Source organism: Marinomonas phaeophyticola (assembly GCF_026966905.1).
GTDB classification, from domain to species: domain Bacteria; phylum Pseudomonadota; class Gammaproteobacteria; order Pseudomonadales; family Marinomonadaceae; genus Marinomonas; species Marinomonas phaeophyticola.
Genome location: NZ_JAPUBN010000013.1, coordinates 316,772 through 329,172, shown reverse-complemented (window position 1 = coordinate 329,172; position 12,401 = coordinate 316,772). Strand labels below are relative to the sequence as shown.

General features: G+C 40.6%; 14 protein-coding genes. 4 read left to right on the top strand and 10 right to left on the bottom strand.

The genetic code is table 11. The annotated features are described in order from the left end of the window. Positions 1–41: 41 nt before the first annotated feature. The 6 genes from kdsB to astE all read right to left on the bottom strand — a co-directional run bounded on the left by kdsB (position 42) and on the right by astE (position 5,812). A complete protein-coding gene (gene kdsB, locus O1D97_RS07650) occupies positions 42–839 on the bottom strand; it encodes a 3-deoxy-manno-octulosonate cytidylyltransferase (protein ID WP_269124379.1) in 798 nt (265 codons plus the stop codon). Then, positions 839–1,447 carry a KdsC family phosphatase gene (locus O1D97_RS07645; RefSeq protein ID WP_330221448.1) on the bottom strand — a complete coding sequence of 203 codons (609 nt, stop codon included), beginning with the start codon at positions 1,445–1,447 and terminating at the stop codon, positions 839–841. Before O1D97_RS07645 ends, kdsB begins: the two co-directional genes overlap by 1 nt. 24 nt (positions 1,448–1,471) lie before the next feature. After that, positions 1,472–2,329 carry a 3-deoxy-8-phosphooctulonate synthase gene (gene kdsA / locus O1D97_RS07640; RefSeq protein WP_269124377.1) on the bottom strand — a complete coding sequence of 286 codons (858 nt, stop codon included), beginning with the start codon at positions 2,327–2,329 and terminating at the stop codon, positions 1,472–1,474. A 97-nt stretch (positions 2,330–2,426) separates the two neighbouring features. Beyond that, the gene (locus tag O1D97_RS07635) at positions 2,427–3,425 is read right to left on the bottom strand and encodes a KpsF/GutQ family sugar-phosphate isomerase (RefSeq protein WP_269124375.1); all 999 of its coding nucleotides are present in this window, start codon (positions 3,423–3,425) and stop codon (positions 2,427–2,429) included. A 136-nt stretch (positions 3,426–3,561) separates the two neighbouring features. Further along, positions 3,562–4,662: a zinc ABC transporter substrate-binding protein gene (locus tag O1D97_RS07630; protein ID WP_269124373.1), complete on the bottom strand. Its 1,101-nt coding sequence runs from the start codon at positions 4,660–4,662 to the stop codon at positions 3,562–3,564. A gap of 115 nt (positions 4,663–4,777) precedes the next feature. After that, entirely contained in the window at positions 4,778–5,812 is a 1,035-nt protein-coding gene (gene astE / locus O1D97_RS07625) for a succinylglutamate desuccinylase (protein ID WP_269124371.1), read from the bottom strand. A 268-nt stretch (positions 5,813–6,080) separates the two neighbouring features. Between astE and O1D97_RS07620 the strand changes: the two genes are divergently transcribed. The 4 genes from O1D97_RS07620 (at position 6,081) to glnK (ending at position 9,031) form a co-directional block, all read left to right on the top strand. After that, positions 6,081–6,611: an NUDIX hydrolase gene (locus O1D97_RS07620; RefSeq protein WP_269124369.1), complete on the top strand. Its 531-nt coding sequence runs from the start codon at positions 6,081–6,083 to the stop codon at positions 6,609–6,611. Positions 6,612–6,648: 37 nt separating this feature from the next. After that, positions 6,649–7,371: a DUF2927 domain-containing protein gene (locus O1D97_RS07615; protein ID WP_269124368.1), complete on the top strand. Its 723-nt coding sequence runs from the start codon at positions 6,649–6,651 to the stop codon at positions 7,369–7,371. 137 nt (positions 7,372–7,508) lie between these two features. Further along, positions 7,509–8,606 (top strand): uroporphyrinogen decarboxylase, encoded by a 1,098-nt coding sequence (gene hemE, locus O1D97_RS07610; protein WP_269124366.1) that lies wholly within the window; start codon positions 7,509–7,511, stop codon positions 8,604–8,606. A gap of 86 nt (positions 8,607–8,692) precedes the next feature. Further along, entirely contained in the window at positions 8,693–9,031 is a 339-nt protein-coding gene (gene glnK / locus O1D97_RS07605; RefSeq protein WP_269124365.1) for a P-II family nitrogen regulator, read from the top strand. A gap of 74 nt (positions 9,032–9,105) precedes the next feature. Here the strand turns inward: glnK and O1D97_RS07600 are convergent, their stop codons facing one another. The 4 genes from O1D97_RS07600 to O1D97_RS07585 all read right to left on the bottom strand — a co-directional run bounded on the left by O1D97_RS07600 (position 9,106) and on the right by O1D97_RS07585 (position 12,290). Further along, positions 9,106–9,816: an ABC transporter permease gene (locus O1D97_RS07600; RefSeq protein WP_269124364.1), complete on the bottom strand. Its 711-nt coding sequence runs from the start codon at positions 9,814–9,816 to the stop codon at positions 9,106–9,108. Positions 9,817–9,818: 2 nt separating this feature from the next. Continuing rightward, positions 9,819–10,508 carry an ABC transporter permease gene (locus O1D97_RS07595; RefSeq protein ID WP_269124362.1) on the bottom strand — a complete coding sequence of 230 codons (690 nt, stop codon included), beginning with the start codon at positions 10,506–10,508 and terminating at the stop codon, positions 9,819–9,821. A 126-nt stretch (positions 10,509–10,634) separates the two neighbouring features. Next, positions 10,635–11,390, bottom strand: coding sequence for a transporter substrate-binding domain-containing protein (locus tag O1D97_RS07590; protein ID WP_269124360.1), 756 nt, complete (start codon positions 11,388–11,390; stop codon positions 10,635–10,637). Positions 11,391–11,522: 132 nt separating this feature from the next. Next, positions 11,523–12,290: an ABC transporter ATP-binding protein gene (locus O1D97_RS07585; RefSeq protein WP_269124358.1), complete on the bottom strand. Its 768-nt coding sequence runs from the start codon at positions 12,288–12,290 to the stop codon at positions 11,523–11,525. Between the last annotated feature and the right edge of the window lie 111 nt (positions 12,291–12,401).

Sequence of the window (12,401 nt, the reverse complement as noted above, 5' to 3'; positions counted from 1 at the left end):
GGTATTCATTTCAGTTCATTATTTTCTGAAAGCGGTACTCACTATAAGGTACGATTCAATTTTTCTAAATCTTCTGGAGTATCAACACCATGAGGAGGCAGTCCTGACACCAAGGCCACTTGAATTTTTACGCCTTGATGCAAAAGCCTTAATTGTTCTAATTTTTCCCACTTTTCTAAAGGAGAGACCGGCATAGTGGCATATTGAGCTAATAATCGGGCGCGATAAACATACAAACCGATATGTCGGAAAACAGGCATGTCCGGCTGCGTTTGCTTCTCTTTTGCAAAACCATCTCGATCCCATGGAATGGGGGCTCGGCTAAAATACAGTGCCCTTTGCTCTTGGTCACAAACCACCTTAACCACATTTGGGTTAAAAAAGTCTTCGCTTTTTTCTATGCCGCAGGCCGCCGTAGCCATATCCGCGGCATGATCATTATGCAAAGCAAATACAGCATCATGAATGAGTTCAACAGGTAAAAATGGCTCATCACCTTGAACGTTTACCACTATCTCATTCGCAGACCAGCCTTTTAATGCGGCCACTTCAGCCAACCTTTCGGTGCCATTTTCATGATCATCTCGAGTCATCACAACGTCTGCGCCAAAGCCATGAGCTAATTGTTGGATTTCTATATGATCTGTCGCAATCACAACAGACTCGGCACCCGCTTTCAAAGACAATTCGTATACCCACTGTATAACAGGTTTGTCGCCTAAAATGGCCAACAATTTCTTTGGGAAACGTTGCGAAGCAAAGCGTGCAGGTATCACTATATGAAAATTCGGCAGGCTTGTTGTATTAGAACCGAGAGTAGACTCGAGTAACGTCGTCATCATATTACCTTTTCAAATTCAGGCTTTATGGCCAAACCATAAGCGTGTTCAAGTGGCATTCTACAGGCTAATATTCGGTCAGCAACTTCTCTTGCTACCCCCTGCCCTCCATTTACATTCAATGTAATGTCACAAGAACGAACAACCAATTCATGCGCATCGGCAGGACAAAAGGACACCCCCGCCAACGGCATGACCTGTAAATCAATCACATCATCGCCCACATAAGCCGTATTCTGCCTATTGATATTTAACGTTTCGATAAGCGTTTTATACGCATCGGCTTTATTATGGCAGCCTGGATAAAAGTGCTTGATGCCCAGATCTTGCATTCTTTTTCTCAGTGGCGCGGAATCTTTAGCCGTTATGATGGCCACTTCAACCCCCCACTTAGGCAAGAGTTTCAAAGCCACACCATCTTTCACATTAAAGCGTTTTAGTTGTTCACCATACTCGCCGTACAGTAACCCGCCATCAGTGAGCACACCATCAACATCAAAAACCACCAATTTAAGTGTTTGTAGAAGCGCGACTAGATGATTATGTACTTTGGTTGGTGCACCTAATGGGTAAGCGTTTAAATACGCTTGATCTATGGTATTTTCCAAACATTTCTCCAACAATGCCAAATACTAAGCGCTTGTATCTAATTCTTCGAACGATTTAGCGAGATCATCAAGCTGCTTAATTTGCTTTAAGAAAGGCGCCAGTTTATCCAGAGGCAATGCACAAGGCCCGTCACATTTTGCTGAATTAGGATCTGGGTGCGTTTCTAAAAACATACTAGAAAGTCCCAGTGACATTCCGGCTCTTGCTAACTCTGCGACTTGAGCACGGCGGCCATCCGCAGAGCTTTCTCGTCCACCTGGTCGCTGTAGAGCATGAGTAACATCAAACATAACGGGATAATCATATTGTTTCATTAAGCCGAAACCTAACATGTCAACAACCAGATTATTGTAACCAAACATGGTACCTCGTTCGCACAACATAAGGCGATCATTTCCCGCTTCTTCACATTTAGTCAGTATGTGCTTCATTTCATGTGGCGCTAAAAACTGAGCTTTTTTAATATTAATAACCGCACCGGTTTGCGCCATCGCCACAACCAAATCCGTTTGACGAGATAAAAAAGCCGGTAACTGAATCACATCCGCCACTTCTGCGGTCGGTGCACATTGATCAATTTCATGCACATCGGTAATAACAGGAACACCAAAAGTGTCTTTAACTTCTTGTAGAATGTTTAATCCCTCTTCCATTCCTGGACCACGAAAGGAATTAATAGAGGAGCGATTCGCTTTGTCAAATGAGCCTTTAAAAACGTAAGGAATACCTAACGAATCGGTCACTTTAACGTGTTCTTCAGCGACTCTCATAACCAAATCACGAGACTCCAATACATTGACGCCACTAAACAACACAAAAGGTAAATGGTTAGCAACACTCACTTTATCATTAATTTTAATTACTTTACTGGTCTGAGACATGGTTTTCCTACTTACGTTCAGTTCATCTAAAAGCCAAATTTATGCTTTCGCTAGCTGGATTCGTTTTATAAAATATGTGTCGTTGTGAGTCCACACATTAACGATCGTATATTTCTAATACACCGACAACATCTTGTTCGTTATTAATCACCACAAGCAAGGTAATTTTATCTCTTAACATTTGTTCTTCAGCATTAACTATAAGAGTATTTTCATTAATCGTTTTAGGGTTTCTTGTCATTAACTCTGACATGGTTTGAGCCATCATACTGGCACCTGAGCTTAGCATGGCACGACGTAAATCACCGTCAGTAAAAATCCCGACCACTTTTTGCTCTTGCTGTATTAACACCACCCCCATACGTCCTTGGGTCATCAAAGTAATGGCCTCGGTTAAAGGCGTTGTGGGAGAGCAAAAAGGTAGGTTATCTTTATGCATAAGATCTTTAACACGGGTCAGTAATTTACGGCCTAGACTGCCACCTGGATGAAAACGTGCGAAATCCTGCGGCTGGAAGTTTCGACTTTCCATTAACGCCACCGCTAGAGCATCTCCCATTGCGGTCGTCATGGTAGTCGAGGTGGTCGGTGCTAAATTATTAGGACACACTTCCCTATCCACCCCAATATCTAAAACACATTGACAGTGCTTAGCCAATGTTGACGAGGTATTTCCCACCATAGCAATGCAGGTATTCCCAAAGCTTTGAAGGGAAGGCAGTAAACGAATTAGCTCTTCTGTTTCTCCAGAATAGCTAATCAAAATCAGAATATCATTTGCTTGCACCATGCCAAGATCACCATGAAAGGCTTCTCCAGGATGGAGGGAAAAGCTTGGGGTTCCAGTTGAAGCAAAAGTGGCCGCAATTTTCTTACCGATGAGTCCTGATTTCCCCATGCCACAAATAATAGTACGCCCCTTTCCTTCTAAAATAAGATTTACCGCGTTGGCAAATTCATCATCAATACGAGAAGACAGGCTATGCAGTGCTTGAGCTTGAGTAGATAGGGTATTACGAGCACTCTCAATAAGTTGTTCATTTGAGGTTGCTTTTAAGGGCGTTACATTTGTAAGATTTTCTGTGGAGGTAACCATGATCTGTCTCGACACATAAAAAGATCAATTGATTATACAGATCCCCTTCTTAAGCGCCTACCTTAAAAAAGTAAAACAAGACGCAAAAGAAGGGGAGCAGTCAATCCAACCTATCTATTTTAGCTAGGTATCAAGATTAAAAGCAGGAGTGAATTTGCTTTTCAAGATTTAACAGGAAATCTTTATAAGCTAATGGTCCATTTTTGATGTCAATACCTATAGGATCTAACTCGGCTGTTTTCACCTCGCTACCTTCTAGTAAAACAGACACAATAGCGGGGTTAAACTGAGGTTCAGTGAAAACACATTGCACTTTCCCTTCATGAATCATCGTTTGAATCTCAGAGATTTTTTTAGCGCCTGGTTTACGATCTGGATTCACGGTAATAACATCAACCGGATGAATATCAAAACGATCTTCAAAGTAACCATAGGCATCATGAAAAACCATATAGTTAACATTTTTTTGCTGTTTTAGAGAATCATTAATAGCCAATTTAGCCGATTCAACGGATTCAATAAATGCGGTTAAATTGAGCTCGTAGTGAGGCTGATTTTCAGGGCTAAGAGTTGATAATTTTTCAGTAACAACTTTCGCCAATACTATCGCGTTATTTGGGTCTAACCAAACATGAGGGTCAACTCCTTCATGATTATGAGCGCCTTCATGACCTTCATGGTCTTCGTGATCATGTTTATGCTCTTCATGATCTTCATGATCTTCATGATCTTCGTGATCTTCGTGATCGTCATGCTCTTCGTGATCGTCATGCTCATGTTTGTGTTCTTCATGGTCGTCATGGTCGTCATGGTCGTCATGGTCGTCATGGTCGTCATGGTCGTCATGGTCGTCATGGTCGTCATGGTCAGAAAAATCTCGCAATGTCATATTGGAAAGTGTTAACCACTCAATAGACGTATCAAATTTATTTGCATTAACCAGCACTTTTTCCATAAAGCTTTCTAACGACTCGCCAACCCAGACCACCGTATCCGCTTGATGTATCTTTCGAATATCGGAAGGCCTTAAGGCAAAATCATGCGGCGAGGCGGTATTCGATACAATTTGATTCACTTGAGCGTAATCACCAGCGATCGCTTCCACTATCATGGTTACAGGCTTAATACTGGTTGCCACAACAGGGCGTGAATTTGATTCGGCGAACACACTCCAACTCACACTTAATCCTAAACTTAGACCAACACCAGCTTTAGTTAAAAAAGAATACTTGCTCATTTTCATCATTCTCAATCATTGAAAAATAAAAATGTTATAACATAACAATAAAATTAACAAGAAATGAATAGCATAAGAATAGTGAACCTACAAACCCACTATTCTTTCCCGCTGTCTAGCCAAGGTCTTCTAAAAAGGACAAGCTTTCAAGGGTGGTAGGTCGCACGACCAACCCCGTACGCTGCCCTATCGGAACATTTGCATTGGGAAATATAATGGCATCCCCATCGGATTTTATGGTGTATTTAGAAAGTGAGGATTGTGCTAAGCAAAAGTCTTTATCAAATCCAGTAAAGTTTTTCACATCAGAGCCAATGTTTAAAACATAATCTTCCGCATCTTTAATTAAGGCTTCTTCAACTGAAAAGACTTTTACAGATGACGCATTCCCTTCTGGGAGCGTAGACATAGACATTAGCTGCCTTAAACTGCTATCGATATCGGCAAAACGACTGAGATCATTTTCCCCAAATGGATAGACCTTACCCAGCTCTACGGTAAAAGAATGCGCCCCAAAAACACGATTTGTATAGTAGGAAAATGTTGTCGTTGGCTGATGAGAAAGTAACACAGCATCTAATCCCGATGCAGCCAAAAAACGCAACTGAGCTATGCTATAACCAGCGCCATGATCGTAAGGGTAAACGGCAAATTTTTCGTACTCTGAGCCTCGAATGGCTGTATGTAAATCGTAGTGTAATCGTAGGTTATCTTGCTCATTCACCGCATAAAAACGCTCTATTGCCTGCTCTAAGTTCTTCGCTCTAAGCGCTTCAGGTCCTTCAAACTTTTTCCAAGCTCCAGAGAATAAACGGTTCATATTGATATCAATAAAACGTTTTCCAGCATTGGCTGATACCGGGTTACCAATCAAAACCAATAATCGAATATTGAGCGCCAATGCACCCGACAAGATGTCTTTTAACATATTGTTAATAAGTTCAATGGGGCCAGTTTCATTACCGTGTACACCAACAGAAAGCACCAGGCTGGTTTTTGTTGGTTGAGAAGGCTCTATTCTTAAAATGCCAGTGTCTTCAAGGTATAGATCACAACCATTTACAGAAAGTACTTGTGGCTCGCATGCAACCGGATTAGCTAACGTATAAGCAAGAAAGTCGTTATTTGGAAACGCAAAGTGAGAAGGCATAATGTTATGAATCCATTTTCAAACCGTATAAATTAGAAATTTTATCGACATTTTATCAAGATGTATGATTTTCTTACTTCACAACGAGAAAATACGAACTAAATGTCGCAAATTCGTAATTTTACTTTTAAAGCATCTGAAGTTTTGGTAATTCCTATAGAATATGTTAAAAACGGCTATTAAAGAATCACTCATTCACTCGAAGGAAGGCCTTAACACATATCACCAATCCTTTATTGAGAGCGATGACCTAACTCAAGAAGCCAATATGTCAGATGAAATAATAACCCTAGTTGATGAGAAAAATCAGGTTATAGGAGAAGTAGATCGTAGTAAGATGCGATTTGGACTCGACTTCCACAGAGCCACTTATATCTTAGTTTTTACGACATCCGGGCAGCTAATTGTCCAAAAAAGAACCCTCAATAAATCCTTCTGCCCTGGTTGGTATGGCATCACCACAGGAGGCGTTGTCGCCAGTGGTGAATCTTATCTCTTATGTGCTCAACGTGAACTGCATGAAGAGCTTGGCATTAACCTTGAATTAACTTGTCATGGTTTGTTCTATACTGAAGGAGAAGGCTTTAAAATCTGGGGGAAAATATATTCGTGCTTATATGATGAAACACAGCATGGACCACTTATTCCTCAGCCTAGTGAAGTGGCTTCCTTACATTTTATGGCGATTGAAGATATTTTAGCCAATAGGGATAAGCAACTTTTTACCAAAGACTCTCTGGACGCATTAAAGCATTATGTTAACAAACTCACTCAAGATAGCTCTACAGACCCTCTTTAGCTTTTACATCGCCTTTGCATCGGTACAGGTCATGTCAATGGAACGCTGGCAAAACGCCAATTATATACAAGAAAGCTTTGTCACTATTGCGCTGCAAAGAGAATATGATAAAAAAGCCAATCCCCAGCTTGTACGCTGGGAGCAGCCTATCAAAATTTTTTTAGAAAGTGATTTTGGTGATGCTAGCCTACAGAAAGAATTACTGTCTGTGCACTTGAGCCATCTTTCCTCTATAACAAACATTCCAATTCAATTCGTCAACCGTCGACAAGAAGGTAATATTTTCATTATCTTCACCTCTTACAACAATCTTGAACCTAAAGTAGCAGAGTACATTGGAGATCCCAATAAAATGCGGGCCGCCATAAAGGAGGCGATATGCCTAGGCAACTTTTCTTACAATAGAAAATCAGAAATCACTAAAGGAACCATTATTATTCCTGTTGACTATGCCAGACAAAAAGCTCGCTTTTTAGACTGTATTGTAGAAGAAATCACTCAGCTTATGGGTTTACCAAACGACTCGGATAATGTTTACCCTTCCATTTTTAATGATCGAAGTATTGATTCCTATTTAAGCCCGCTTGACTATTTACTATTAAAACTTCTCTATTCAGACCGACTATACGCAGGAATGAAACTAAAAGAAGTGGAGAAAGCCTTACCCAAAGCAATTCGTGATTTACTGAACTCTGGCGATATCAAATATGCGGCAAGAAGAGTTAGGGAAAATAGTCTGCAGCAATATTTAGGCGATTAAACGATCCAAAACACACTGTTTCCTTAACCTTAGTCATTTTTTTCATCACATTGAGGCAAATTCTAGAGTTTCGCTCTGCTTTTATAAAAGAACTTAGGTAAAATGCTGCCAATTTCTTTTTAATCGGAGTGAAATACATGTTTCCTGAGTTAAAAAATGACCGTTTCCTACGCGCTTTACTAAAGCAACCTGTTGATACAACTCCTGTTTGGATGATGCGCCAAGCAGGTCGCTATCTACCAGAATACCGCGCTAGTCGAGCAACCGCTGGTGACTTTCTTAGCTTATGTAAAAACGCTGATTTTGCCTGTGAAGTAACGCTTCAACCCTTAGAGCGCTATGACCTAGATGCGGCAATCCTTTTCTCCGATATTTTAACTATTCCTGACGCTATGGGTTTAGGTCTTTATTTTGAGACAGGAGAAGGCCCTAAATTTCGTAAAACAGTACGAACAGAAGCTGACGTTGACGCACTCCCAATTGCAACAGCAAATGACCTTGATTATGTCATGAACGCCGTTACCGTTATTCGAAAAGCGTTAAACGGACGCGTGCCTCTTATTGGCTTTTCTGGAAGCCCTTGGACTTTAGCGACCTACATGGTGGAAGGCGGTTCTAGTAAAGACTTCCGCCACATCAAGGGCATGATGTACAAATCGCCTCAAGTGCTACACAAGCTGCTTGATAAATTAGCTCTATCTGTTATCGATTATTTAAACGGTCAAATAAAAGCGGGGGCCCAAGCCGTTCAAATATTTGATACCTGGGGTGGCGTGTTAAGTGGTCCTATGTATCAACGCTTCTCATTAATGTATATGAAACAGATACTTGATGGATTGATTAGAGAATATGAAGGAAGAAAAATTCCGGTTATTTTATTCACTAAGAATGGCGGTCAATGGTTAGAGAATATGGCGGCCACTGGACCGGATGCACTGGGCCTTGATTGGACGACCGATATCGGTGAAGCACGCGCTCGCGTTGGCGACCGTGTTGCTCTTCAGGGCAACATAGACCCTTGCGTTCTATACGCAGGCGAGGACGTTATTCGCCATGAAGTTGAGAACGTTTTATCCAGTTTTGGCCACGGTACAGGCCATGTATTTAATCTAGGTCATGGCATTCATCAATTTGTTGATCCAGCGCATCCAAAATATTTAATCGACGCAGTCCATGAGCTCGGTATGAAATACCATGAAGAGAAATACGACGATTTAGACGCACTTAATGATTAAAACTTCGTTAATAGCTATGGCAGGAAACCTTACAGAATGGTATTTTTAATAGCATCGTACTGTTATGTTTTAAACGGAGCACATTTATGAAACTTGTTACTGCCATTGTAAAACCTTTTAAGCTGGATGAAGTGCGTGAAGCTTTATCTGAAATAGGCGTTAACGGTATCACTGTCACAGAAGTAAAAGGATTTGGTCGTCAACGGGGTCACACCGAACTTTATCGTGGTGCTGAATACGTTGTCGACTTCTTACCTAAAGTAAAACTAGAGCTGGCTATTGATGATGATCAAGTGGAACGCGCTATTGAAACCATTCAGAACAGTGCTAATACTGGAAAAATTGGCGACGGTAAAATTTTCGTTACGTCTTTAGAACAAATCATTCGTATCCGTACGGGTGAAACAGGTGCCGATGCGATCTAACGTGTTAAAGCAAAAAACTAGCTAATAAAAAAGAGGCTTGAGAGCCTCTTTTTTATTAGCTTCGCACAATGCAATTAGCCCTTTTCAGGCACCTTGATAACAATTGGCCCTAAATATCGATTTTGCCTTTTCTCTACTTGTTTAAAAATAGCGATGACAACCATACTGATAACCAGATATATCACACCCGCTGCCATAAAAATTTCAATTGGTGTGTAGGTTCTCGCAATAATGGTTCTCGCCATCCCAGTCAAGTCCAAAAGAGTAATTGTGCTGGCAAGCGCACTCCCTTTCAGCATTAAGATAATTTCATTACCATATGCAGGTAACACGATACCAAATGCTCTCGGGAGTAATACTCTACGATACATTTGAAACCTTGTCATACCGACCACTTTACAAGCTTCGACTTCACCAACAGGAATAGCCTGAATTGCTCCACGAAATATTTCGGCGGTATACGCAGAAGTATTTAAGGTAAAAGCAATAATGGCGCACCAAAAAGGTTCTCTTAATATCGGCCAAAAAACACTCTCTTTAACCACTTCAAACTGAGAAGCACCATAATAAACCAGAAATATTTGCACTAATAATGGCGTACCACGGAAAAAGAAAATGTATAAAAAAGGAAACACCCGAACAAAAGGAGAAGACGAGATACGAGCTAAGGCAATTGGTAACGCGAAAATAGCACCTAACACAATCGACAAAATAACTAGCTGTAATGTTACCCAAGCACCATCAAGAAGGCGTGGAAAATAGCTAATGACAACTGAAAGTTCCATAATTACGTCCTCTTAATGCCACGACTGGCTTTCTTTTCCATGTAATGAACAGCAACCATTGAAATAATGGTTAGTATTAAATACATGCATGCTGCCGCACTGTAAAACAGAAAAGGTTCTTTTGTACTGCTAACGGCAATGCTGGCTTTACGCATAATGTCATCTAGCCCAACAACAGAAACCAACGCCGTATCTTTCAATAGCACCAGAAACAAATTCCCTAATCCTGGTAAAGCCATACGCCATACTTGAGGAAGAATAATTCGATAAAACTTACGTACATTCCCCATACCCAATGCAACAGCGGCTTCGTGCTGTCCTTTTGGAATGGATTGCAACGCCCCGCGAAACACTTCTGTAGCATAAGCACCAAAGGTTAAACCTAATGCTGTCACACCCGCCACAAATGGGCCAATTTCAATATACTCTTCATAGCCAAACAAGCTAGCAACACTCATTAATACAGACGTTGCACCGAAGTAAATTATAAGCACAGTTAGAAGTTCAGGAATACCACGAATAATCGTTGTGTACGCATTTGCTATCCATTGCAAAGCTTTTATTGATGACAGCTTTGCTGATGCCCCTAGCAGGCCTAGTATCAACCCAACGATGAGAGATGCAAAGGCTAACTCAACAGTAATGACAGCGCCTTGTAGGAGCTGATTACCGAATCCATGCAGATCAATCATAATAATTTCTCAGAATAGACTGGAATAGAAAAGATAGGCAGCTAGATCGCTACCTATCTAGATCTCAGATCAACAATCTTTTATAAACCAACTCGCGTTTAGCCAATTAATTTATAAAGGGGATTATTAGTAGATAGAGAATGGGAAGTACTTAGCATTGATTTCAGCATAAGTCCCATCCGCTAGAATTTCTTCAAGCGCTTTATTAAACTTAGCTTTTAACTTATCACCTTTACGAACAGCAATACCAATTTCATCATTTTTCTGGAAAGCGTCACCTTTAAATTCAAACTTGTCGCCGTCTGCAGATGATTTCAACCAGTTATATGTAGGCAATTCATCAGACAAAACGATGTCTAAACGGTCTGCCAATAAATCTAAATATACGTTGTCTTGGTTATCGTAAAATTTCAGATCGGCTTTACCTGTGAAGTTATCTTCAAGGAATTGAGCGCCAAGTGTCGCACGCTGCGCGCCAATCACTTTGCCTTCTAAATTAGAAAGATCAAATGACTGATCTTTCTTAGCTAAGAAACGCAAACCGCCCGAATAATATTTATCAGTGAAATCAACGACTTGAAGGCGTTCTTCCGTAATAGACATAGAGGCAATAATGGCATCGAATTTACGTACTTTTAGACCTGGGATAAGACCATCCCAATCCTGAGTAACGACTTCACATTCCGCTTTCATTTTTTCACAAAGCGCCCATGCGATATCAACGTCAAAACCTTGTGGCTTGCCCGCTTCATCAATAAAGTTAAACGGAGCCCACGCTCCTTCGGTTGCGATTTTCACTTTGTCCGCTGCTTGAACAGATACAGATGTCATTGCTGCACCTGCTAATAGAAGAGAACTTACCGCCAATGTCTTCAGTTTCATAATTGGATCCTTTATAGTTTTTATTTACTTTTTATAATTACGTATTTTATTTCTACTTAAACGTCACGACAATCTTAATTATCGTCATCCGTTAAATAAAATGCTAGTGATTAGTGATGCTCGACTTCCGTACTAGAAAGTACTGGATAAGAAACCTTTACACCTTTCTGATTGAGGGTTTTCAAATACTTGGGTTGGTGTACCTTTCTCTTCTACCAAACCTTGATGTAAGAAAACAACCTCACTTGACACTTCTCGAGCAAAGTTCATTTCATGAGTCACGATCAACATAGTTCGACCTTCATCAGCCAAATTACGCATAACACCAAGGACTTCACCAACCAACTCAGGGTCTAAAGCCGAAGTGGGCTCATCAAACAAAATAACCTGCGGATCCATTGCCAATGTCCGAGCAATCGCAACACGTTGCTGTTGACCACCGGATAACTGACTAGGATACATATCTTTTTTATCAGCAATACCCACTTTGTTTAATAAGTGTTCTGCATACGCTTTAACTTCATTTTTCGGACGCTTTAGAACATTAGCAGGACCTTCCATAACATTTTCTAAAATTGTCATGTGGGGCCATAGATTAAAGCTTTGGAATACAAATCCGATTTGTTGGCGCATCTGCGTTAACTGCTTCATATTTGCGGCCACTAGATCTGTCTCGCCTGGTTTCAACGAAAGAGGTTCGCCATTAAAAATGATCTCCCCTTTTGTTGGGTTCTCTAGCATGTTAATGCAGCGTAAAAAAGTACTTTTACCTGAACCACTAGAACCCAAAATCGAAATTACGTCGCCGTCATAAGCTTTTAAAGAAATACCTTTTAGTACTTCTACATCACCAAAGGTCTTATGAATATCGTTCAGCTCTAAGGCTGGGACTTTTGACATATCGAGCTACCCTTCATTTTGAATATTTATTATTGTAATTAAATGCATTTTTTTCCTAGTATTTGAAGTCAATTTTATGGATACACAACCAACTCTCAAATACAAAAAACA

Bases quoted from the DNA above. Each gene is read 5' to 3' on its own strand.
- kdsB (WP_269124379.1), bottom strand. From the start codon at position 839: ATGACGACGTTACTCGAGTCTACTCTCGGTTCTAATACAACAAGCCTG.
- kdsA (WP_269124377.1), bottom strand. From the start codon at position 2,329: ATGTCTCAGACCAGTAAAGTAATTAAAATTAATGATAAAGTGAGTGTT.
- O1D97_RS07635 (WP_269124375.1), bottom strand. From the start codon at position 3,425: ATGGTTACCTCCACAGAAAATCTTACAAATGTAACGCCCTTAAAAGCA.
- O1D97_RS07630 (WP_269124373.1), bottom strand. From the start codon at position 4,662: ATGAGCAAGTATTCTTTTTTAACTAAAGCTGGTGTTGGTCTAAGTTTA.
- astE (WP_269124371.1), bottom strand. From the start codon at position 5,812: ATGCCTTCTCACTTTGCGTTTCCAAATAACGACTTTCTTGCTTATACG.
- O1D97_RS07620 (WP_269124369.1), top strand. From the start codon at position 6,081: ATGTCAGATGAAATAATAACCCTAGTTGATGAGAAAAATCAGGTTATA.
- O1D97_RS07615 (WP_269124368.1), top strand. From the start codon at position 6,649: ATGGAACGCTGGCAAAACGCCAATTATATACAAGAAAGCTTTGTCACT.
- hemE (WP_269124366.1), top strand. From the start codon at position 7,509: ATGTTTCCTGAGTTAAAAAATGACCGTTTCCTACGCGCTTTACTAAAG.
- glnK (WP_269124365.1), top strand. From the start codon at position 8,693: ATGAAACTTGTTACTGCCATTGTAAAACCTTTTAAGCTGGATGAAGTG.
- O1D97_RS07600 (WP_269124364.1), bottom strand. From the start codon at position 9,816: ATGGAACTTTCAGTTGTCATTAGCTATTTTCCACGCCTTCTTGATGGT.
- O1D97_RS07595 (WP_269124362.1), bottom strand. From the start codon at position 10,508: ATGATTGATCTGCATGGATTCGGTAATCAGCTCCTACAAGGCGCTGTC.
- O1D97_RS07590 (WP_269124360.1), bottom strand. From the start codon at position 11,390: ATGAAACTGAAGACATTGGCGGTAAGTTCTCTTCTATTAGCAGGTGCA.
- O1D97_RS07585 (WP_269124358.1), bottom strand. From the start codon at position 12,290: ATGTCAAAAGTCCCAGCCTTAGAGCTGAACGATATTCATAAGACCTTT.